This window comes from Streptomyces sp. NPDC006134, assembly GCF_040628835.1.
In the GTDB taxonomy this organism is placed as follows: Bacteria; Actinomycetota; Actinomycetes; order Streptomycetales; family Streptomycetaceae; genus Streptomyces.
The window spans coordinates 59,745-79,773 of record NZ_JBEXTV010000011.1 but is presented as its reverse complement, the minus strand read 5'-3'; the positions used below and the strand labels follow the sequence as shown (position 1 = coordinate 79,773).

Here is a 20,029-nt window from a genome sequence, read left to right as displayed (position 1 = left end):
AACTCCTAGATCTCGCCCCGCAGTTTGGCGAGCGCCTCGGCGAGGATCGCCTCGCCGTCCGCGTCGCTGCGCCGCTCGCGCACGTACGCCAGGTGCGTCTTGTAGGGCTCGGTGCGGGGCGGGTCCGGCGGGTTGTCCCGGTCCTGCCCGGCCGGGAAGCCGCAGCGGGGGCAGTCCCAGGTTTCGGGGACCTGTGCGTCGCTGGCGAAGCTCGGCTGCGTCTCGTGTCCGTTGGAGCACCAGAAGGAGACGCGCAGACGCGGCGCGGACTCGCCGCGCTCGGCCTCGCCCATCGGCCCCGCCCCGACCCGGCTTCCTCGGATCGCGTTGCCACTTGCCACGGTCGTAACTCCCTGCGTGATGGTGCCGCGAAGCGAGTCGGCGTTCCGCTTCGCCGCGAGCGCCTCAGTCTACGTAAGGCTCAACGCACGTCCAGTGATGGGAGTTACAGGCCCCCCGCCCACAGACGCAAGCCCCATGATAGGCCGCGCCGGGAGGCGCGTACCCGTACATGGGGCCTTGCGTGGGGAATGTGCGTGCCGCGGGCGCGGTGCCGTTCAGCTGTTCCCCTTCATCACCAGACCGAGCACCATGATGCAGGCGAACCAGAGCAGACCGACCACCACGGTGATCCGGTCGAGGTTGCGCTCAGCAACCGAGGAGCCGCCGACGGACGACTGCATGCCGCCACCGAACATGTCGGAGAGGCCGCCGCCCTTCCCCTTGTGCATCAGCACCAGCAGGATCAGCAGCAAGCTGAAGACGATCAGGGCGATCGAGAACCCCAAAACCACGGCTGGACCAACTTCCTCGGATTCCGACGGACGACGGGGACATGGTGGCAGGCCACCATGTCCCCGCAAGGGTACGACGGATCCCCGTCAGCGCCCACTCACTGGTCGCGGAAGCGCACGATCTTGACGAACTCGTCGGCGTCCAGCGAGGCGCCGCCGACCAGGGCGCCGTCGATGTCGGCCTGCGCCATGATCTCGGCGACGTTGCCGGACTTGACCGAACCGCCGTACTGGATGCGGACCTTGTCGGCCACCTCCTGCGAGTACAGCTCGGCGATCTTGCCGCGGATGGCGGCGCAGACCTCCTGGGCGTCCTCGGCGCCGCAGACCTTGCCGGTGCCGATGGCCCACACGGGCTCGTAGGCGATCACGACCGTCTCGGCCTGCTCGGCCGGGAGGTCCTTCAGGCCGCCCTCGACCTGGGCGAGGGTGTGGGCGACGTGGTGGCCCGCCTCGCGGACCTCCAGCTCCTCGCCGACGCACAGGATCGGGGTCAGGCCGTGCTTGTAGGCGGCCTTGACCTTGGCGTTCACCAGCTCGTCGGTCTCGCCGTGGTACTGCCGCCGCTCGGAGTGGCCGATGGCGACGTAGGTGCACTTCAGCTTGGCCAGCATGGGACCGGAGATCTCGCCGGTGTAGGCGCCGCCGTCGTGGGCGGAGATGTCCTGGGCGCCGTACTTGATCCTCAGCTTGTCCCCGTCGACCAGGGTCTGCACGGAGCGCAGGTCGGTGAAGGGCGGCAGGACGGCGACCTCGACGGCCTCGTAGTCCTTGTCGGCCAGGGCGAAGGCGAGCTTCTGGACGTGGGCGATGGCCTCCAGGTGGTTGAGGTTCATCTTCCAGTTGCCCGCCATGAGCGGCGTGCGTCCTTGGGCGGAAGCAGTCATCGAGGGTCAGTCCTCCAGTGCGGCGAGGCCGGGGAGCGTCTTGCCCTCGAGGTATTCGAGGGAGGCGCCGCCTCCGGTCGAGATGTGGCCGAATGCCTTCTCGTCGAAGCCCAGGGTGCGCACGGCCGCGGCGGAGTCGCCGCCGCCGACCACGGTGAAGCCCTGGGACTCGGTGAGGGCCTGGGCGACCGCCTTGGTGCCCTCGGCGTAGTCGGGGTGCTCGAAGACGCCCATGGGGCCGTTCCAGAAGACGGTGGCCGCGTCGGCGAGCTTCGAGGCGTACAGCTTGCGGGTCTCGGGACCGATGTCCAGACCCTCCTGGTCGGCCGGGATGGCGTCCGCGGCGACGGTGGTGGGGTTCGCCGGGGCCTTGGTCTTCAGGTCCGGGAAGTCCGCGGAGACGAGCACGTCGACGGGCAGGACCAGCTCGACGCCGTTCTTCTCGGCCCGCTCCATGTACTCGGTGACGGCCGGGATCTGGTCCTCCTGGAGGAGGGAGATGCCGACCTCGTGGCCCTTGGCCTTGAGGAAGGTGTAGGCCATGCCGCCGCCGATGAGCAGCCGGTCGGCCTTGCCGAGCAGCTGGTCGATGACGGCGAGCTTGTCGGAGACCTTGGCGCCGCCGAGGGCGACGACGTAGGGCCGCTGGACGTCCTCGGTGAGCTTCTTCAGGACGCCGACCTCGGTGGCGATGAGGTATCCGGCGTAGTGCGGCAGCCGCTTGGGCAGGTCGAAGACCGAGGCGTGCTTGCGGTGCACCGCGCCGAACCCGTCGCCGACGTAGACGTCGGCGAGGCCGGCCAGTTTGTCGGCGAAGGCGGCGCGCTCGGCGTCGTCCTTGCTGGTCTCACCGGCGTTGAAGCGCAGGTTCTCCAGGACGGCGACCTGGCCGTCGGCGAGGGCGGCCACCGTGGACTCGGCGGAGGTGCCGACCGTGTCCTCGGCGAAGCGGACCTCGGCGCCGAGGAGTTCGCCCAGGCGCTTGGCGGCCGGGGCCAGGGAGAAGGCCGGGTCGGGGGCGCCCTTGGGGCGGCCCAGGTGGGAGGCGACGACGACGCGGGCGCCCGCCTCGGCCAGGGCCTTGACGGTGGGCAGCACGGCGCGGATGCGGCCGTCGTCGGTGATGGTGGTGCCGTCCAGCGGCACGTTGAGGTCGGCGCGGACGAAGACCCGCTTGCCCGCGACGCCTTCGGAGAGGAGTTCGTCGATCGTCTTCATGCAAGGGCTCCTGGGGAGGACTGGTGATCGCTCGGTGCGCCCGGCGACCGCTCCATGATCTCTCAGTGGTCGCCCGGCACGCGGAGGAGGGGGCTGATCTGTACGTGAGTCAGGGCCCGGACGGCGCGCGACGCGCCGCCCGGGCCCTGGTTCTCACCTCAAGCTGCCTGCTCTGCCGGTCAGAGCTGGTTGCCGACGAAGACCGTCAGGTCGACGAGGCGGTTGGAGTAGCCCCACTCGTTGTCGTACCAGCCGATGACCTTCACGTTCTTGCCCTCCTGGACCATGGTCAGGGAGGAGTCGAAGGTGCAGGACGCCGGGGCGTTGACGATGTCGGAGGAGACGATCGCGTCCTCGGTGTACTCGAGGATGCCCTTCAGCTCGCCCTCGGCGGCCTTCTGGAAGGCGGCGTTGACCTCTTCCTTGGTGACCTCGCGGGAGAGCTCGACGACCAGGTCGGTGACCGAGCCGGTCGGGACCGGGACGCGCATGGCCATGCCGTCCAGCTTGCCCTTGAGCTGCGGCAGGACCAGGGCGGTGGCCTTGGCGGCGCCCGTGGTGGTCGGGATGATGTTCTCGGCGGCGGCGCGGGCGCGGCGCAGGTCCTTGTGCGGGAAGTCCAGGATGCGCTGGTCGTTGGTGTACGCGTGGACCGTCGTCATCAGGCCCTTGACGATGCCGAAGTTCTCGTCGAGCACCTTCGCCATCGGCGCCACGCAGTTGGTGGTGCAGGAGGCGTTGGAGATGACGTTGTGGTTCGCCGGGTCGTAGGTGTCCTGGTTGACACCCATGACGATGGTGACGTCCTCGTTCTTCGCCGGGGCGGAGATGATGACCTTCTTGGCGCCGCCGGCGATGTGCTTCTCGGCGTCTTCCTTCTTGGTGAAGATGCCGGTCGACTCGATCACGATGTCGACGCCCAGCTCACCCCAGGGGATGTCGGCCGGGTTGCGCTCGGAGAGGACCTTGATGGTCTTGTCGCCGACGGTGATGGTGTCCTCGGTGTGCGAGACCTCCTGCTTGAGGCGGCCGAGGATGGTGTCGTACTTCAGCAGGTGAGCGGTGGTCGCGGTGTCACCCAGGTCGTTGACAGCCACGATCTCGATGTCTGCACCCTGCTCCAGCAGCGCGCGGAAGTAGTTACGACCGATGCGGCCAAAGCCGTTGATGCCTACGCGGATCGTCACGAACCGATCTCCTCGTTGGTAGCCGGCTCTCGATGTGCCGGCGAGCTGTATTGGGATGTCCCCGACCACCCCCGACCCTACCTCTCCTGCGCCTCGGGGGTGACATCGAGATGCCCCATACACGGCATGGCGGCCCGTACCCGCCGGTAGGGTACGGACCGCCCGGACAGGAACAATGGATCACCTGCGGTGACTACGCGCGGTCACCGCGGGGCGACCCGGCGGATCACCCCTCCAGCGCCGTGAACGCCTTGCGCAGCAGGGCCGCCCGGTCGGCCGCCGAGGGCAGGTGCTCCAGGCCGAAGCCCAGCAGCACGGTGTCCTGCGTGGTAACCGCTCCGTAGGTCCGGAAGAGCGTCCCGGTGCGGGCCCAGTCCTTCAGGACGGCCGGGCTGCCCGGGGGCGGTCCGGCGGTCCGCCAGGCGCCCAGTGACGTCTCGAAGCCCTCCGTCTCGGTCGCGGTGCCGCCCACGACCAGGGAGGCCTCGTCGGCCAGGACGCCGCGTCCGCCGGTGCCGGGGTCGGTGACATAGCTCAGGGAGAGTTCCACCTTCTGCCCGGCGTATGCGCTCAGATCGAACTCGACCTGCCGCCAGCCGCCGGAGGAGCCGGTGAGGCTGTGCCACGCCCCGCTGGTGCCCTTCGCCGTGCAGCCGTCGTCGGCCACGGTCAGGTACCGCTCCAGCCAGGGGTGCGCCCCGGTGTAGTACCCGGCCGCGCACTCCGCCGGTACGTCGGTGCCGGTCGCGCCGCCCGCCTCGGGGAGCGTGGTCCAGTCGTCGGCCCCGGCGGTGTGGGCCTCGGCCAGGACGTGGTCGTAGCCGCGTTCGGTGTCCCACAGCAGCCGGGTGCGCAGGGCCGGCCGGTCGGCCGCGCTCACGCCGGTGAGGTCGATGGTGCGGGTGAGCCGCTTGTAGGCGTCGTCGGTGTGGACGGCGGCGGCCATGTACGCGCCCGCGTACGGCCCGTAGGGGTTGGCCGTCCCGGCGAACTGCCCCGCACCTGCGCTCGCGAACTGGGGAAAGGTGGTGACGGGCAGTTCCTCGGAGGTGACGCCGTAGGTGCCCGCCCGGTCCAGCGGGTTGCCGGGCGCGTCGGTGAGCGGGCCGGTGAAGCCGCCGAGCCCGCCGGAGCCGGTGAATCCGGTCGCTCCGGGGGTGGAGGTGCGGGTGTAGGCGCCGAGGTAGTACTGGCCGAAGTCGTCGGAGAGGGTGCCGTCGCCGAGGTCGACGCCGCCGCCGGCCTGCTCGCCCGCCTCGATCAGCTTGCCGCCCTCGTTGAGGTAGGCCCGCAGCTGGAGCTGGGTGGCGATGCCGGGCACGCCCGCGCCGGTGTGGTGGACGACGGTGCCGAAGTGGCTCAGGACGCCGAGCGCGTCGGGCGCGCCCTGGGCGGCGACGTCCCAGACGGCGGCCCGGTGGCCGGCGGCCTTCAGCGCGTCGGTGTACGTCCGGGTCTGCGGGGCGGCCGTGCCCTCCTCGGTGACGACGAGCACGTCGGCGCGCGGCCGCGGGGCGACCGTGTAGGTGAAGTGCTCGCTGGAGACCTTCTTTCCGCCCCTGGTCTCGCCGGTGAACCACACCTCGACCCTGTCGCCCGGCTCGCCGTCCTTCACCTTCGCCCGGTACTCGTCGAAGTGGAGGTTGTCCTCGCCGCCGTAACGCTCGCCGCCCTTCCAGGGCCTGAGCGCCATGTCGTGGGTACGGCCGCCGTTGACGCGGTACCGGAGTTCCTTGTCCCGCAGCGACTTGCGGGCGACGACGGAGACCTCCTGGTCGCCGCCGCGCGCGTACGAGGTGGAGAACGCCGCCGGGGTGAAGTCGGCGGCCTCCAGGCCGACGGCGGAGGCGGGCCGGTCGGGGTGGGCGGCGGACTCGGCGACGGAGAGCGCGAAGGGGACGTTCTTCTCGAACTCCTGCCGGATCAGCCGCTCGTCGTCCGGGAAGGTGAAGATGGAGCGGCAGTCGGCCGCGTTCCACTCGTCGTTCGGATCGGCGTCGGAGACGGTCTGGCAGGTCGACATCTCGGGGGTGAACATCGCCATGCCGTTGACGTTGGCCGCGTGGCCGTCCGCCTCGCCGTTGGTGGTGTACAGCTCGGAGGAGAGCTGCGGGCGGTAGCCGGGGATCGCGGAGTTCTCCGGGGTGCCGGCGAGGGCCTCGTAGAGCACGTCGTCGGGGGTGCGGGTGGCGACCTGCCAGCCGACGCCGTAGAGGAGGAGTTCGGCGGCGGAGTGGTAGTTGATGCCGTACTGGAAGCCGATCCGCTTCTGGAAGGCGTCCAGCGCCCGGGTCTCGGGCTCGGAGTTGGGCCCGGCGCCGCGATAGGTCTGGCTGGTGGGGTTGGGTGACGAGCCCTCGTCGTCGTAGCCCCACTTGTAGGCGAAGTTGCGGTTGAGGTCGACGCCGTCGCCGGTGGTGATGGCGCCGTCGCCGTTGACGTCCCGCAGGTTCTTGCGCCACAGGCGGGTGTCGTCGCCCCGGAAGGTGTAGTCGTAGCCGTCGGGGTTGGCCGACAGGACGAACCACAGCTCGGTGGTGTCGACGATCTTCTTGATGCGCCGGTCCGTCGTGTAGCGGTCGAGGTAGTGGTGGAGGAGCCGCCGCGTCATCTCCGGCGTGATCCACTCGCGCGCGTGCTGGTTGGACAGGTACAGCACGGCGGGCTTGGAGCCGTCCTTCGACTTCTTCGCGCCCTTGGTGAGTTTCAGGGCGAGGATGTCCTGGCCCCGGACGGTCTTGCCGATGGACACGACCTTGGTGAGGCCGGGGTTGTCCTGGGCGGTGCGGAGGATCTCCTCCTTCAGGCCGCCCTTGCCGCCGTACGGCCGGAACACACCCTCGGCGGCGTCCTCGACGCGCGCCTCGGCGCGGTCGCTCAGGGTGTGCTCGGTGAGGTCGACACCCTGTTTCTCCAGCTTCTCCGCCTGCCGGCCGGTGAGGTAGAGCTCGACGGTGCCGGTACCCCGGTCGGGTACCTGCTCGCCGAGTTCGTGACCGTCCTGGCCGGCCGCCAGCAGCAGGGGGACCTGCTTCTTGGTGACGTCGGCGCGGAAGACCCTCACCTCTTCCGCGTCCGGGCCCGCGGAGTCCGCGGGCTGGGCCTGGGCGGCGGGTGCGAGGCCCGCTCCGCCGAGCAGCAGCGCGCCGACGGCGAGGATCGATCTCGCTCTGTGTCTCATGAACCCCCCTAGCGGTGGTTCGCCACGGCAGCGAACAGGTTGCCAGGCTCATGACACTTCATGATCGAGTCAAGAGCGCGTCAACGACACGGAAAAGGAGGCGGGAACGACACGAAAAGCCGGTGCCGGCCACCCGTATGGCGGCCGGCACCGGCGGTGGGGCGCGGTGGTCAGCCGGCGAGGTTGTCGGCCAGTTCCTCGGTGAGGTTGGCCTCCGTGCCGGGGATGCCGAGGTCGGCGGCGCGCTTGTCCGCCATGGCCAGCAGGCGGCGGATGCGGCCGGCGACGGCGTCCTTGGTCAGCGGCGGGTCGGCGAGCGCGCCCAGCTCCTCCAGGGAGGCCTGCTTGTGCTCCATGCGCAGGCGCCCGGCGGCGGCGAGGTGCTCGGGGACGTCGTCGCCGAGGATCTCCAGCGCGCGCTGGACCCGGGCACCGGCGGCGACCGCCGCGCGGGCGGAGCGGCGCAGGTTGGCGTCGTCGAAGTTGGCGAGCCGGTTGGCCGTGGCGCGGACCTCGCGGCGCATCCGGCGCTCCTCCCAGGCCAGCACCGACTCGTGGGCGCCGAGCCGGGTGAGCAGGGCGCCGATCGCGTCGCCGTCGCGGACGACGACCCGGTCCACGCCGCGCACCTCGCGGGCCTTGGCGGCGATCGACAGCCGGCGGGCGGCGCCGACCAGGGCGAGCGCGGCCTCGGGGCCGGGGCAGGTCACCTCCAGGGAGGAGGAGCGGCCCGGCTCGGTGAGCGAGCCGTGCGCCAGGAACGCCCCGCGCCAGGCCGCCTCGGCGTCACAGGTGGCCCCCGAGACCACCTGCGGGGGCAGCCCGCGGATGGGGCGGCCCCGGCCGTCCACCAGGCCGGTCTGGCGGGCCAGCTGGTCGCCGCCCGCGACGACCCGCACCACGTAGCGCGAGCCGCGGCGCAGCCCGCCCGGCGCCATCACGATCAGCTCGGAGCTGTGGCCGAAGATCTCCAGGATGTCCCGCTTGAGGCGGCGGGCCGCCATCGCGGTGTCCAGCTCCGCCTCGATCACGATGCGCCCGCTGACCAGATGGAGGCCGCCGGCGAACCGCAGAACGGCGGATACCTCCGCCTTTCTGCAGCAGGTCCGGGTGACGGGGAGCCGGGAGATCTCGTCCTTCACCGCTGCCGTCATCGCCATGGGCCGATCCTTCCATGCATCCGAAAAATACGGTCGTACGCGGCGGCCAGCAGCTCCGGGTCGTGCCGCGGGGTCCCGTCGGTCCGGGCCACCGGCGCCAGCTCCACCGCGGCGCCGAAACGCTTGGCGGCGTCGGTCAGCAGGTCGCGGTCGGGCACGGCGGCCTCGTCGGCCAGCACCACGTCCAGGGCGAGTTTAGGGGCGTGTCGTCCCAAAACCTCCAAATGACGCTGCGGGGAGAAGCCCTCGGTTTCTCCGGGCTGCGGGGCGAGGTTCAAGGAGAGCACCCGGCGCGCCTTGGTCTGGACGAGCGCGTCCAGCAGCTCGGGCACCAGCAGGTGCGGGATGACGGAGGAGAACCAGGAGCCGGGGCCGAGGACGACCCAGTCCGCGTCGAGGACGGCGTCGACGGCCTCGGGGACGGCGGGCGGGTCGTGCGGCACGAGGTGCACGGACTGCACCTCGCCCGGGGTCAGGGCGACGGTCGCCTGCCCCCGTACGGTGCCGACCTCCTCCGGCCGGTCCGGGTCGTGGCCCTTGACCAGGGCCTGGAGCTCCAGCGGCACGGCGGACATGGGCAGCACGCGGCCCTGTGCGCCGAGCAGCTTGCCGACCAGGTCCAGGGCCTGGACGTGGTCGCCGAGCTGCTCCCACAGGGCGACGATCAGCAGGTTGCCGACCGCGTGGCCGTGCATCTCGCCCTTGGACTGGAAGCGGTGCTGGATGACGCGGGCCCAGGTCTGGCCCCAGTCGTCGTCCCCGCACAGCGCGGCCAGCGCCTTGCGCAGGTCGCCGGGCGGCAGCACGCCCAGCTCGTCACGGAGGCGCCCGCTGGAGCCGCCGTCGTCGGCCACGGTGACGACGGCGGTGAGGTCGCCGGTGATCCGGCGCAGCGCGGCGAGCGAGGCGGACAGGCCCATGCCGCCGCCGAGGGCGACGACCTTGGGCTGGGTGCCCCGGCGGCGCGGTTTGCCGCCCCGGGACTCCGCGGGGCGGCCCCCGCGTCCCCCCCGCCCCTCGGGCACCACCCGGCGCAGCCTGCTCAGCCGCGGAGTACGTCCTGTCATTCCCGTCCCATGTCCCGGTGTACGACCACCGTCTCCACACCCTCGGCGGCGAGCCGCCCGGCGAGCTTCTCGGACATGGCGACGGAGCGGTGCTTGCCGCCGGTGCAGCCGACGGCGATGGTCACATAGCGCTTGCCCTCACGACGGTAGCCCGTGGCAACGAGCTGGAGCAGCTCGGTGTACCGGTCGAGGAACTCCTTGGCGCCGGGCTGGTTGAAGACATATCCCGACACCTCCTCGTTGAGGCCGGTGTACGGGCGCAGCTCCGGGACCCAGTGGGGGTTGGGCAGGAAGCGGCAGTCGACGACCAGGTCGGCGTCGACGGGCAGGCCGTACTTGTAGCCGAAGGACATCACGGTGGCCCGCAGCTCGGGCTCCTCCTCGCCGGCGAACTGGGCGTCCATCTTGGCGCGCAGCTCGTGCACGTTGAGGCTGGAGGTGTCGATCACCAGGTCGGCGTCGCCGCGCAGCTCGCGCAGCAGCTCCCGCTCGGCGGCGATGCCGTCGACGATGCGGCCGTCGCCCTGGAGGGGGTGCGGGCGGCGCACCGACTCGAAGCGGCGGACCAGGGCCTCGTCGGAGGACTCCAGGAAGACGATCCGCCGGGTGACGCCGCGGGCGTCGAGGTCGGCGAGGGACTCGCGCAGGTTGTCGAAGAAGCGGCGGCCGCGGACGTCGACGACGACCGCGATCCGGGCGACGTTGCCCTGGGAGCGGGCGCCGAGCTCCACCATGGTGGGGATCAGCGCGGGCGGGAGGTTGTCGACGACGAACCAGCCCAGGTCCTCCAGACACTTGGCGGCCGTGGAGCGGCCGGCCCCGGACATGCCGGAGATGATCACCAGCTCGGGGATGGCCGCCTCGGGGGCCCCGGCTGTTTCCTTGCCCGTACTCACCTGTGCTCCGTTGTCGTGGTGCTGGTCGTGGCGCTGGCCGGCGGAGGCCGCCCGCTCGGCGGGGTCCTCGTCCGTCTGCTGGTGGGCCCGGTCCCGCTGAGCCGCGGACCGGGTGTCGTGCTCGGTCATCTCTCCTGCCCCCGTCGTTCGTCCGGGGCACCCGCGGTCACGGGTTCCCCCGGAGCACCCGCCGTCGTCCCGGGTGCCCCGTCCTCGTCTTCCATGATCTCTCCGGTCGCCGTGTTCACGGCGGGCGCGGCCGGGGCCGCCCGGGCGAGGGCCGCGGCGACGGTTTCGGCCGTCTTCCTGCCTATGCCGGGTACCTCGCAGATCTGGTCGATCGTCGCGGACCGCAGCTTCTTCACCGAACCGAAGTGCTTGATCAGCGCCTGTTTGCGGGTCTCGCCCAGGCCGGGCACCTCGTCCAGGGGACCGGCGCGGAAGCGCTTGGCGCGCTTGCTGCGCTGGTAGGTGATCGCGAAGCGGTGGGCCTCGTCGCGGACGCGCTGGAGCAGGTACAGGCCCTCGCTGGTGCGGGGCAGGACCACCGGGTCGTCCTCGGCGGGCAGCCAGACCTCCTCCAGGCGCTTGGCGAGACCGCACACGGCGATGTCGTCGATGCCCAGCTCGTCCAGGGCCCGCTGGGCGGCGGCCACCTGGGGCCGGCCGCCGTCGACGACGACGAGCTGCGGCGGGTACGCGAAACGCCGGGGACGGCCCTCCTCGTCCTTGAGGCCGTCCTTGAACTCACCCTTGAGCTCGTCCTTGAGCTCCTCCCCGGGGCCGTCGCCGGTCTCCTCCCCGTCCGCCCACTCCCCCGTCCTCTCCTTCTCGGCGAGGTAGCGGCGGAAGCGGCGGGTGATCACCTCGTGCATGGACCGGACGTCGTCCTGTCCCCGGAAACCCTTGATCTGGAAGCGGCGGTACTCGCTCTTGCGGGCCAGCCCGTCCTCGAAGACCACCATGGACGCCACCACGTCGTCCCCCTGGAGGTGCGAGACGTCGTAGCACTCGATCCTCAGGGGCGCGCTGTCCAGGCCGAGGGCGTCGGCGATCTCCTCCAGGGCGCGCGAGCGCGTGGTCAGGTCGGAGGCGCGCTTGGTCTTGTGCAGGGCGAGCGCCTGCTGGGCGTTGCGCTGCACGGTCTCCATGAGGGCCTTCTTGTCGCCGCGCTGCGGGATGCGCAGGGAGACCTGGGACCCGCGGCGCCCGGCGAGCCACTCCTGTACCGGCTCCACCGGGTCGGGCAGGGCGGGGACCAGCACCTCCTTGGGCACGGCGTCGCCGGTCTCCTCGCCGTACAGCTGCTGGAGGGCGTGCTCGACCAGGGCGCCGGTGGTGATCTCCTCCACCTTGTCGGTCACCCAGCCGCGCTGGCCGCGCACGCGTCCGCCGCGCACGTGGAAGATCTGGACGGCGGCCTCCAGCTCGTCCTCCGCGACGGCGATCAGGTCGGCGTCGGTGGCGTCGGCGAGCACGACCGCGTTCTTCTCCATGGCCTTCTTCAGGGCCCCGATGTCGTCGCGCAGCCGGGCCGCCCGCTCGTACTCCATCTCCTCGGCGGCCTCGGTCATCCGCTGCTCCAAGCGCCGGATGTACGTCCCGGTGCGGCCGGCCATGAAGTCGCAGAACTCCTCGGCGAGCTCGCGGTGCTCCTCGGCGCTGACCCGCTCCACACAGGGCGCGGAGCACTTGCCGATGTAGCCGAGCAGGCAGGGGCGGCCGGTGCGGGCGGCGTTCCTGAAGACGCCGGCCGAGCAGGTGCGCACCGGGAAGACGCGCAGCAGCAGGTCGACCGTGTCGCGGATCGCCCACGCGTGCCCGTACGGCCCGAAGTAGCGCACGCCCTTCTTCTTGTGGCCGCGCATCACCTGCACGCGCGGGAACTCCTCGTTCATCGTCACCGCGAGGTAGGGGTAGCTCTTGTCGTCGCGGTACTTGACGTTGAACCGGGGGTCGTACTCCTTGATCCAGGAGTACTCCAGCTGGAGCGCCTCGACCTCCGTGGACACCACGGTCCACTCCACGGACGCGGCCGTGGTGACCATGGTGCGGGTGCGCGGGTGGAGGTTCGCCAGGTCCTGGAAGTAGTTCGCCAGGCGCTGGCGCAGGCTCTTCGCCTTTCCGACGTAGATCACCCGGCGGTGCTCGTCACGGAACCGGTACACCCCGGGGGAGTCCGGGATCTCACCGGGCCTGGGGCGGTAGCTGGAGGGGTCGGCCATGTCTCACACCCTACTGGCGGGGACCGACACTCCGGCGGTGCCGTGGACGGCGCCGGCGAGGCCGTGGATCACGGCTGCCGGGTCCCTGGCTCCCGGCGGTCCCCCCGGAGGTCCCCGCGTGTGGCGGTGCGTCTGCTCAGGCTTCCGGGCCTGCGACGATCCTGCCGTTCTCGGCCCGCACCGGCAACTCCTTCAGCGGCGCCGTGGCCGGGGCCTGGAGCACCTCGCCGGTCCGGGCGTCGAACTCGCTGCCGTGGCAGGGACAGACCAGAGTGGTGCCCTTCAGCTTGTTGATCGGGCACCCCGCGTGCGTGCAGACCGTGCTGTAGGCCTTCAGGGAGCCGTCCCCGTCCCGGCTGACGACCACGTTGTGGTCCCGGTACAGCGTGGCGCTCCCCGGGGCGACCTCCTTCTCGTCCCCGAGGTCGACGGGCGCGGTCGGCCGCGCGGGCCCCGCGTCCCCGGGTGAGCAGGCGGCGGCGCCGAGCCCGGCGACGGGGGTGAGGGCGACTCCGCGCAGGAGGGTACGGCGGCTCGCGGAGGGTCGGCCGGGCATCAGGGTCTCCACTGGTCGGTCGGTGGTGCACGCCGACCATACCGGCGGTGTCCGGGGCCGGTGGGGGCGGGTCGCGAAGGCGCCGGAGGCACAGAGGTACGGAGGCCGGGGCCTGGGGCCGGACCGTGCGGCTCCGGTATGCCATAGTCCACCGTCCGCGTGCGGGCTTCCCCGGTCGTCCCCGGCGAAGCCCCCACACCGCTTCCGGAAAGGACCCTCCGTGATCGTCGTCGCCGGTGAGGCACTGATCGACCTGGTACCGCGGGGCACGGGCGCGCTCGCCGCGCTGACACCGGCGCTCGGCGGCGGCCCGTACAACACGGCCGTGGCGCTGGGACGCCTCGGCTCCCCCACCGCCTTCTGCTCCCGGGTGTCGTACGACGCCTTCGGCGAGGCGCTGCTGGACCGGCTGCGCGCGACCGGCGTGGACGTGTCGCCGGTGCAGCGCGGGGACGAGCCGACGACGCTCGCCGTCGCCTCGGTCGGCGCGGACGGCTCGGCCGCGTACTCCTTCTACGTCGAGGGGACGGCGGACCGGCTGTTCCGGACGCCCGACGCGCTGCCGCCCGGCACCCGGGCGGTCTCCTTCGGCACCTGCTCACTGGTGCTGGAGCCGGGGGCGAGCGCGTACGAGGAACTCCTGCGCGACGCGGCGGCACGGGGGCTGTTCACGGCGCTGGACCCGAACATCCGGGCGGGGCTGATCCCGGACCCGGACGCCTACCGGGCCCGGTTCGAGAGCTGGCTGCCGTCGGTGTCGCTGCTGAAGCTGTCCGCGGAGGACGCCGAGTGGCTCGGCGGCACCCCGCGGGAGTGGCTGGCGGCCGGTCCGGCGGCGGTCGTGGTCACCCGGGGCGGGGACGGGCTGACCGCCCACACCCGTGACGGCGGCGTGTACGAGGTGCCGGGCGAGCGGGTCGAGGTGGCCGACACCATCGGCGCGGGCGACACGGTGAACGCGGCGCTGCTGCACGGGCTGGCGGAGCGGGACGCCCTCAGTGCGCGGGCGCTGGCCGCGCTGGGCCCGCGGGACTGGGCGGGGCTGCTGGGGTTCGCGGCACGCGCGGCGGCCGTCACCTGCTCGCGCGCGGGCGCGGAACCGCCGTACGCCCACGAACTGCGGGCGTGACGGCCCTACGGTGCGGGCCGACCGGTCCGGCACGCACGCCCACGAGGTGCGGGCGTGACAGCCGTACCGTGCGGGCCGACCGGGCGGCCCGCACGCACGCCCACGGGGAGCGGGCGTGACGGCCGCGCGGCGGTTCAGCCGGTCAGGCGTACGGCGCGCAGGGCGCCGGGGCGGCGGCCGTCGAGGCGGTCCAGGGCGGCGGCCGTGGCGTCGTCCGCGGGGAGGTGGACGACGATCCGCTGGCCGTCGTCGGGGAGGGCCAGCGTCTCGTACAGCAGCCGCAGCGGGCCGGCCTCCGGGTGCTCGACGGTCTGGGCGACGACGCGGCGCGGTGTCATGGCGAGGTCGGCGAACCGGCGGGTGAACTCCGCCCCCGCCGTCACCGACAGCTCGTCGGCCAGCTCGGCGACGTACGGGTCCCGCAGGGGGACGTCGTGCCGGAGCCGGGCGACCAGGTCGTCGGCCACCCGGTCCCAGTCCCGGTAGGCGTCACGGGCCCGCACGTCGGTGAACACGTACCGGAGCAGGTTGGGCCGCTCGCCGTCGAGCAGACCGATCGGACCGGCCAGCCGCGCGTAGCCCTCGGTGTGGGCGATGACGTCGCCGATCCAGTTCAGGACCACGGCGGGGGCGGGTTCCAGGCGGTCCAGTACGGCCCGGACGGTGGGGCGCGCCGTGCGGCTGAGCGGCGGGGCCGCCGCGCACACCAGCGGGTCGCCGCCGTCGGCCTCCTTGGTCAGGCGGCGCAGCAGCATCCGGTCCCGCAGGGACAGGTGCAGCGCGTCGGCGAGGGCGCCGAGCACCTGGGCGGACGGGTTGCGGTCGCGGCCCTGTTCGAGACGGGTGAGGTACTCGACGCTGATGCCGGCGAGCGTGGCCAGTTCGGCGCGGCGCAGGCCCGGGGTACGGCGGCGGGGGCCGGCCGACAGCCCCACCTCGGCCGGGGTGACGGCTTCGCGCCAGGTGCGCAGGAAGGTGCCCAACTCGTTGTCGCTCACGGGCCGAACGTACCAACGCGCGCGTGCCGGAGGGTGGCCCTGTCACTACCACGCTCGACGCGGTCTCCCTCGTGCGGTGCGGGGCGCGCAGGGTGGTGGGCATGACGACGCATGACATCGCTTCCACCGCCGCCGGCACCGCCGCCACCGCGCTGCCCCTCGCCCCGGGACACTGGACGCTGGACCCGCTGCACTCCGCCGCGAACTTCACCGTCCGCCATCTGGGCATCGCCAAGGTGCGGGGCCGTTTCACCGGCGTGGAGGCCGGGCTGTACGTCGGCCGGACGGCCGACGAGGTCCGGGTGACCGCGACGATCGACCTGGCGTCGATCGACACCGGGAACCCCGACCGGGACGCGCATGTCCGCGCCTCCGGCCTGCTCGACGTGGAGAGGCGCCCGACGATGGTCTTCCGTTCGACCCGGGTGTCGGGCGAGGGCGAGGACTGGACCATGGAGGGCGAGCTGACGATCGGCGACGTGACGCGGCCGGTGACGCTCGCCGTGGAGTTCGGCGGGCTGGTGGACGTGCCCATGGACGGCAGCCGGCACGCCGGGTTCGAGGCGACGGGCGAGATCCGGCGCAGTGAGTTCGGGCTGGACTTCGCTCCCGGCCTGCTCGGCGAGGTCGTGAAGATCCAGCTGGACATGCAGTTCGTGGAACCGAAGGACGCCTGAGCCGTGCCAACGCGCGGTGCTCCACGGGGAGTTGCCGTGGAGCACCGTGACTTTTCGCCCGTCGTCAGTGTTGGCCATGCGGCAGGCGCGCTGAGCTTCCCCGCCGCAGCGGGGGTGGTCCGTTCCTCCGGGAGATCCTTGGCGCTGAGCGCATCCGTCCCCGCCCGTGCGGGGGTGCACCGGCGGCCCTTGGCCGCCTGCCTCTATCGCTTGGCCGTCGCCTTTCGGCGGCTGGCGGTTTTCTTCGCCGGCACCTTTGCCGAACGTGCGGCGTCGCTGATCTTCTCCGGCTCCAGAATCTCCCGCAGAAACTTGCCCGTGTGGCTGGCCGGAACGCCGGCGACCTGCTCGGGCGTGCCCTCGGCGACCACCAGGCCACCACCGGCGCCGCCCTCGGGGCCCATGTCGACGATCCAGTCGGCGGTCTTGATCACGTCGAGGTTGTGCTCGATGACGATGACCGTGTTGCCCTTGTCGACCAGGCCGGACAGGACCGTCAGCAGCTTGCTGATGTCCTCGAAGTGCAGACCGGTGGTCGGCTCGTCCAGGACGTAGACCGTGCGTCCGGTGGAGCGGCGCTGCAGCTCGCTGGCGAGCTTCACGCGCTGCGCCTCACCGCCGGACAGCGTGGTCGCGGACTGGCCGAGCCGGACGTAGCCGAGACCGACGTCGTTCAGCGTCCTGAGGTGGCGGGAGATCGCCGGGACGGCCTCGAAGAAGTCCATGGCCTCCTCGATCGGCATGTTCAGGACGTCGGCGATGGACTTGCCCTTGTAGTGGACCTCCAGGGTCTCCCGGTTGTACCGGGCGCCGTGGCAGACCTCGCACGGGACGTACACGTCCGGGAGGAAGTTCATCTCGATCTTGATCGTGCCGTCGCCCGCGCAGTTCTCGCAGCGGCCGCCCTTGACGTTGAAGGAGAACCGGCCGGGCATGTAGCCCCGGACCTTGGCCTCGGTCGTCTCGGCGAACAGCTTGCGGATGTGGTCGAAGACGCCGGTGTACGTCGCCGGGTTCGACCGCGGGGTGCGGCCGATGGGCGACTGGTCGACGTGGACGACCTTGTCGACGAGGTCGTCGCCGTCCACGCGCGTGTGCCGGCCGGGCACGTTCCTCGCGCCGTTCAGCTCGCGGGCCAGGTGCGTGTACAGGATGTCGTTGACCAGGGTCGACTTGCCGGATCCGGACACGCCCGTGACGGCGGTGAAGACGCCCAGCGGGAAGGACACGTCGATGTCCTTCAGGTTGTTCTCGCGGGCGCCGTGCACGGTGAGCCGGCGGGACGGGTCGACCGGGCGCCGGGTGCCGGGCAGCGGGATGGACTTCCTGCCGGACAGGTACAGGCCGGTCTGCGACTCGCTGTTGGCGAGCAGCTCCTTCAGGGAGCCGCTGTGCACGACCTTGCCGCCGTGTTCGCCGGCGCCGGGGCCGATGTCGACGACCCAGTCGGCGGTCTTGATGGTGTCCTCGTCGTGTTCGACGACGATGAGCGTGTTGCCCATGTCGCGGAGCCGGACCAGGGTCTCGATCAGCCGGTGGTTGTCGCGCTGGTGCAGGCCGATGGACGGCTCGTCGAGGACGTACAGGACGCCGACGAGGCCGGAGCCGATCTGGGTGGCCAGGCGGATGCGCTGGGCCTCGCCGCCGGAGAGCGTGCCGGCCGCGCGGTTCAGCGAGAGGTAGTCCAGGCCGACGTCGACCAGGAACCGCAGCCGCTCGTTGACCTCCTTCAGCACGCGCTCGGCGATCTTCTTGTCGCGGTCGCTCAGCTTCAGCTCGCCCAGGAAGTCCGCGCAGTCGCTGATCGACATCGCGGAGACCTCGGCGATCGACCTGCCCTCGATGGTGACCGCGAGGACGACGGGCTTGAGGCGCGTGCCCTCACAGGTGGGGCAGGGCACCTCGCGCATGTAGCCCTCGAAGCGCTCCCGGCTGGCGTCCGACTCGGCCTCGCTGTGCCGGCGCTTGACGAAGGGGACGGCGCCCTCGAAGGCCGTGGTGTAGCGGCGCTCGCGGCCGTACCGGTTGCGGTAGCGGACCTCGACCTGCGTCTTGTGGCCATGGAGCAGGGCCTTCTTGGCGCGCTGCGGCAGGCCCGCGAAGGGGATGTCCGTGCGGAAGCCGAGCGCGTCGGCGAGGGCGCCGATCAGGCGGCCGAAGTAGTCCTTGGTGTGCCCGTGCGACCAGGGGTGGATGGCGCCCTCGTCGAGGGACTTGTCCGGGTCCGGGACGATCAGCTCCGGGTCGACCTCCATGCGCGTGCCGATGCCGGTGCAGTCGGGGCAGGCGCCGAAGGGCGAGTTGAAGGAGAAGGAGCGGGGCTCCAGCTCCTCGAAGGAGAGGTCGTCGTACGGGCAGTACAGGTGCTCCGAGTACATGCGCTCGCGCTCGGGGTCGTCCTCGGGGAGGTCGACGAAGTCGAGCACGACCATGCCGCCCGACAGGCCGAGGGCGGTCTCCACGGAGTCGGTGAGGCGGCGCTTGGCGGAGTCCTTCACCGTGAGGCGGTCGACGACCACCTCGATGGTGTGCTTCTCCTGCTTCTTCAGCGTGGGCGGCTGGGAGAGCTGGATCGTCTCGCCGTCCACGCGCGCGCGGGAGTAGCCCTTGGTCTGGAGGTCGGCGAAGAGGTCGACGAACTCGCCCTTGCGCTCGCGCACCAGGGGCGAGAGCACCTGGAAGCGGCTGCCCTCGGGCAGCTCCAGGACCTTGTCGACGATGGCCTGCGGCGACTGGCGCGAGATGGGCCGGCCGCACTCGGGGCAGTGCGGCTTGCCGATGCGCGCGAAGAGCAGGCGGAGGTAGTCGTAGACCTCGGTGATGGTGCCGACCGTGGAGCGCGGATTGCGCGAGGTCGACTTCTGGTCGATGGAGACCGCCGGGGAGAGGCCCTCGATGAAGTCGACGTCCGGCTTGTCCATCTGGCCGAGGAACTGCCGGGCGTAGGAGGAGAGCGACTCCACGTAGCGCCGCTGGCCCTCGGCGAAGATCGTGTCGAAGGCCAGGGAGGACTTGCCCGACCCGGACAGACCCGTGAAGACGATGAGCGAGTCACGCGGCAGGTCGAGCGAGACGTTCTTCAGATTGTGCTCGCGCGCGCCACGGACGATGAGACGGTCGGCCACGCCGGTCCGCACCTTTCTTCGGGAGAAGTGACAGGGGCGGGGCCCCCGTGCTTTCTCAGACTAGGGGGAGCCACTGACAACGCCGGTCGGATTCACGGGTTGCCAACAACCCCCGGCCATCCAGCATGCCCGACGCCGCACTCGACCATATAGCACGTGCATTCGATTTACGGGGACGGTCCGCCCGCTTCACCCGAAGGAGTGGCGCGGTCTAGGGTCAGGACCATGATGGATCACGCGCATGACCTGGCGGCTGTACGTGACGCTACCGAGCGGCTGCTCACCGCGGTCGGCAAACTGGACAACGCGTCTGTGACGGAGCCGTCACGGCTGCCGGGCTGGAGCCGGGGTCACGTCCTCGCCCATCTCGCCCGCAACGCGGACGCGCTGGTGAACGTCCTCGAAGGGCGCCCCATGTACGCCTCCGGCGAGGTCCGGGACGCCGACATCGAGCGGGACGCCCCGCGCCCCCTCGACGTCCACCTCGCCGACCTGCGCGAGAGCGCGGCCCGCTTCCAGGCCGCCGGTGCCGTCCCGGCGGACTGGTCCCGCACGGTGGCGCTGCGCAACGGGGTCACCGACTCCGCCTCCCGCGTGCCGTTCCGGCGCTGGGTGGAGGTGGAGCTGCACCACGTGGACCTCGGCATCGGCTACGAGCTGGAGGACCTCCCGGCGGAGTTCGCCGAGCGGGAGACCGCCTTCCTCGCCGAGCGGTTCACCGGCCACCCGGACGTGCCGCCCGTCCGCCTCACCGACGGCACGCGCGCGTGGAGCACGGGCCGGGAGGCGGACACCCCCGCGGTCACCGTCACCGGGAGCGGGGCGGACCTGCTCGGCTGGCTCGCCGGACGCCGCGACGGAGCGGGGCTGACGGTGACGGGCGGCCCGCTCCCGGCGCTCCCCCCGCTGTAGGCGTACTCCCCCCGCTG

The 20,029-nt window shown here is 71.8% G+C and carries 16 protein-coding genes; 3 read left to right on the top strand and 13 right to left on the bottom strand.

What is annotated here, in order from left to right:
- Nucleotides 1-5 precede the first annotated feature (5 nt).
- The 11 genes from ABZ340_RS09820 to ABZ340_RS09770 all read right to left on the bottom strand — a co-directional run bounded on the left by ABZ340_RS09820 (nucleotide 6) and on the right by ABZ340_RS09770 (nucleotide 13,171).
- A complete protein-coding gene (locus ABZ340_RS09820) occupies nucleotides 6-341 on the bottom strand; it encodes an RNA polymerase-binding protein RbpA (protein WP_119105043.1) in 336 nt (111 codons plus the stop codon).
- Between the two features lie 216 nt (nucleotides 342-557).
- Nucleotides 558-794 carry a preprotein translocase subunit SecG gene (secG, locus tag ABZ340_RS09815; RefSeq protein WP_358781229.1) on the bottom strand — a complete coding sequence of 79 codons (237 nt, stop codon included), beginning with the start codon at nucleotides 792-794 and terminating at the stop codon, nucleotides 558-560.
- 98 nt (nucleotides 795-892) lie between these two features.
- Entirely contained in the window at nucleotides 893-1,681 is a 789-nt protein-coding gene (gene tpiA / locus ABZ340_RS09810) for a triose-phosphate isomerase (RefSeq protein WP_358781228.1), read from the bottom strand.
- A gap of 6 nt (nucleotides 1,682-1,687) precedes the next feature.
- A complete protein-coding gene (locus ABZ340_RS09805; protein WP_358781227.1) occupies nucleotides 1,688-2,899 on the bottom strand; it encodes a phosphoglycerate kinase in 1,212 nt (403 codons plus the stop codon).
- Nucleotides 2,900-3,078: 179 nt separating this feature from the next.
- Nucleotides 3,079-4,086 carry a type I glyceraldehyde-3-phosphate dehydrogenase gene (gene gap / locus ABZ340_RS09800; protein WP_358781226.1) on the bottom strand — a complete coding sequence of 336 codons (1,008 nt, stop codon included), beginning with the start codon at nucleotides 4,084-4,086 and terminating at the stop codon, nucleotides 3,079-3,081.
- A gap of 226 nt (nucleotides 4,087-4,312) precedes the next feature.
- Nucleotides 4,313-7,267 (bottom strand): M14 family zinc carboxypeptidase, encoded by a 2,955-nt coding sequence (locus tag ABZ340_RS09795; protein WP_358781225.1) that lies wholly within the window; start codon nucleotides 7,265-7,267, stop codon nucleotides 4,313-4,315.
- Nucleotides 7,268-7,437: 170 nt separating this feature from the next.
- Nucleotides 7,438-8,427 (bottom strand): DNA-binding protein WhiA, encoded by a 990-nt coding sequence (gene whiA / locus ABZ340_RS09790; RefSeq protein ID WP_358781224.1) that lies wholly within the window; start codon nucleotides 8,425-8,427, stop codon nucleotides 7,438-7,440.
- On the bottom strand, nucleotides 8,418-9,494 hold the full coding sequence (yvcK, locus tag ABZ340_RS09785; RefSeq protein WP_358781223.1) for a uridine diphosphate-N-acetylglucosamine-binding protein YvcK: 1,077 nt from the start codon (nucleotides 9,492-9,494) through the stop codon (nucleotides 8,418-8,420). The genes whiA and yvcK overlap by 10 nt, the downstream gene beginning before the upstream one ends.
- Nucleotides 9,491-10,519, bottom strand: a complete 1,029-nt coding sequence (gene rapZ, locus ABZ340_RS09780; RefSeq protein WP_358781222.1) for an RNase adapter RapZ — start codon at nucleotides 10,517-10,519, stop codon at nucleotides 9,491-9,493. Before rapZ ends, yvcK begins: the two co-directional genes overlap by 4 nt.
- Entirely contained in the window at nucleotides 10,516-12,615 is a 2,100-nt protein-coding gene (uvrC, locus tag ABZ340_RS09775; protein ID WP_358781221.1) for an excinuclease ABC subunit UvrC, read from the bottom strand. The genes rapZ and uvrC overlap by 4 nt, the downstream gene beginning before the upstream one ends.
- A gap of 136 nt (nucleotides 12,616-12,751) precedes the next feature.
- Entirely contained in the window at nucleotides 12,752-13,171 is a 420-nt protein-coding gene (locus ABZ340_RS09770; RefSeq protein ID WP_358781220.1) for a Rieske 2Fe-2S domain-containing protein, read from the bottom strand.
- A 220-nt stretch (nucleotides 13,172-13,391) separates the two neighbouring features.
- Between ABZ340_RS09770 and ABZ340_RS09765 the strand changes: the two genes are divergently transcribed.
- A complete protein-coding gene (locus ABZ340_RS09765) occupies nucleotides 13,392-14,300 on the top strand; it encodes a carbohydrate kinase (RefSeq protein ID WP_358781219.1) in 909 nt (302 codons plus the stop codon).
- A 134-nt stretch (nucleotides 14,301-14,434) separates the two neighbouring features.
- Here the strand turns inward: ABZ340_RS09765 and ABZ340_RS09760 are convergent, their stop codons facing one another.
- Nucleotides 14,435-15,298: a helix-turn-helix domain-containing protein gene (locus tag ABZ340_RS09760; protein WP_358781218.1), complete on the bottom strand. Its 864-nt coding sequence runs from the start codon at nucleotides 15,296-15,298 to the stop codon at nucleotides 14,435-14,437.
- Nucleotides 15,299-15,399: 101 nt separating this feature from the next.
- Between ABZ340_RS09760 and ABZ340_RS09755 the strand changes: the two genes are divergently transcribed.
- A complete protein-coding gene (locus ABZ340_RS09755; RefSeq protein ID WP_358781217.1) occupies nucleotides 15,400-15,975 on the top strand; it encodes a YceI family protein in 576 nt (191 codons plus the stop codon).
- A gap of 203 nt (nucleotides 15,976-16,178) precedes the next feature.
- Here ABZ340_RS09755 and uvrA read toward each other — a convergent pair whose 3' ends face one another.
- A complete protein-coding gene (gene uvrA, locus ABZ340_RS09750) occupies nucleotides 16,179-19,100 on the bottom strand; it encodes an excinuclease ABC subunit UvrA (RefSeq protein ID WP_358781216.1) in 2,922 nt (973 codons plus the stop codon).
- 225 nt (nucleotides 19,101-19,325) lie between these two features.
- On the opposite strand from uvrA, the gene ABZ340_RS09745 reads away from it, so the two are divergent.
- Nucleotides 19,326-20,012, top strand: coding sequence for a maleylpyruvate isomerase family mycothiol-dependent enzyme (locus ABZ340_RS09745; RefSeq protein ID WP_358781215.1), 687 nt, complete (start codon nucleotides 19,326-19,328; stop codon nucleotides 20,010-20,012).
- Nucleotides 20,013-20,029 lie beyond the last annotated feature (17 nt).

Excerpts from the sequence above, each read along its gene's own strand:
- tpiA (WP_358781228.1), bottom strand. The coding sequence starts at position 1,681 with ATGACTGCTTCCGCCCAAGGACGCACGCCGCTCATGGCGGGCAACTGG.
- ABZ340_RS09805 (WP_358781227.1), bottom strand. The coding sequence starts at position 2,899 with ATGAAGACGATCGACGAACTCCTCTCCGAAGGCGTCGCGGGCAAGCGG.
- ABZ340_RS09795 (WP_358781225.1), bottom strand. The coding sequence starts at position 7,267 with ATGAGACACAGAGCGAGATCGATCCTCGCCGTCGGCGCGCTGCTGCTC.
- whiA (WP_358781224.1), bottom strand. The coding sequence starts at position 8,427 with ATGGCGATGACGGCAGCGGTGAAGGACGAGATCTCCCGGCTCCCCGTC.
- yvcK (WP_358781223.1), bottom strand. The coding sequence starts at position 9,494 with ATGACAGGACGTACTCCGCGGCTGAGCAGGCTGCGCCGGGTGGTGCCC.
- rapZ (WP_358781222.1), bottom strand. The coding sequence starts at position 10,519 with ATGACCGAGCACGACACCCGGTCCGCGGCTCAGCGGGACCGGGCCCAC.
- uvrC (WP_358781221.1), bottom strand. The coding sequence starts at position 12,615 with ATGGCCGACCCCTCCAGCTACCGCCCCAGGCCCGGTGAGATCCCGGAC.
- ABZ340_RS09770 (WP_358781220.1), bottom strand. The coding sequence starts at position 13,171 with ATGCCCGGCCGACCCTCCGCGAGCCGCCGTACCCTCCTGCGCGGAGTC.
- ABZ340_RS09755 (WP_358781217.1), top strand. The coding sequence starts at position 15,400 with ATGACGACGCATGACATCGCTTCCACCGCCGCCGGCACCGCCGCCACC.
- ABZ340_RS09745 (WP_358781215.1), top strand. The coding sequence starts at position 19,326 with ATGATGGATCACGCGCATGACCTGGCGGCTGTACGTGACGCTACCGAG.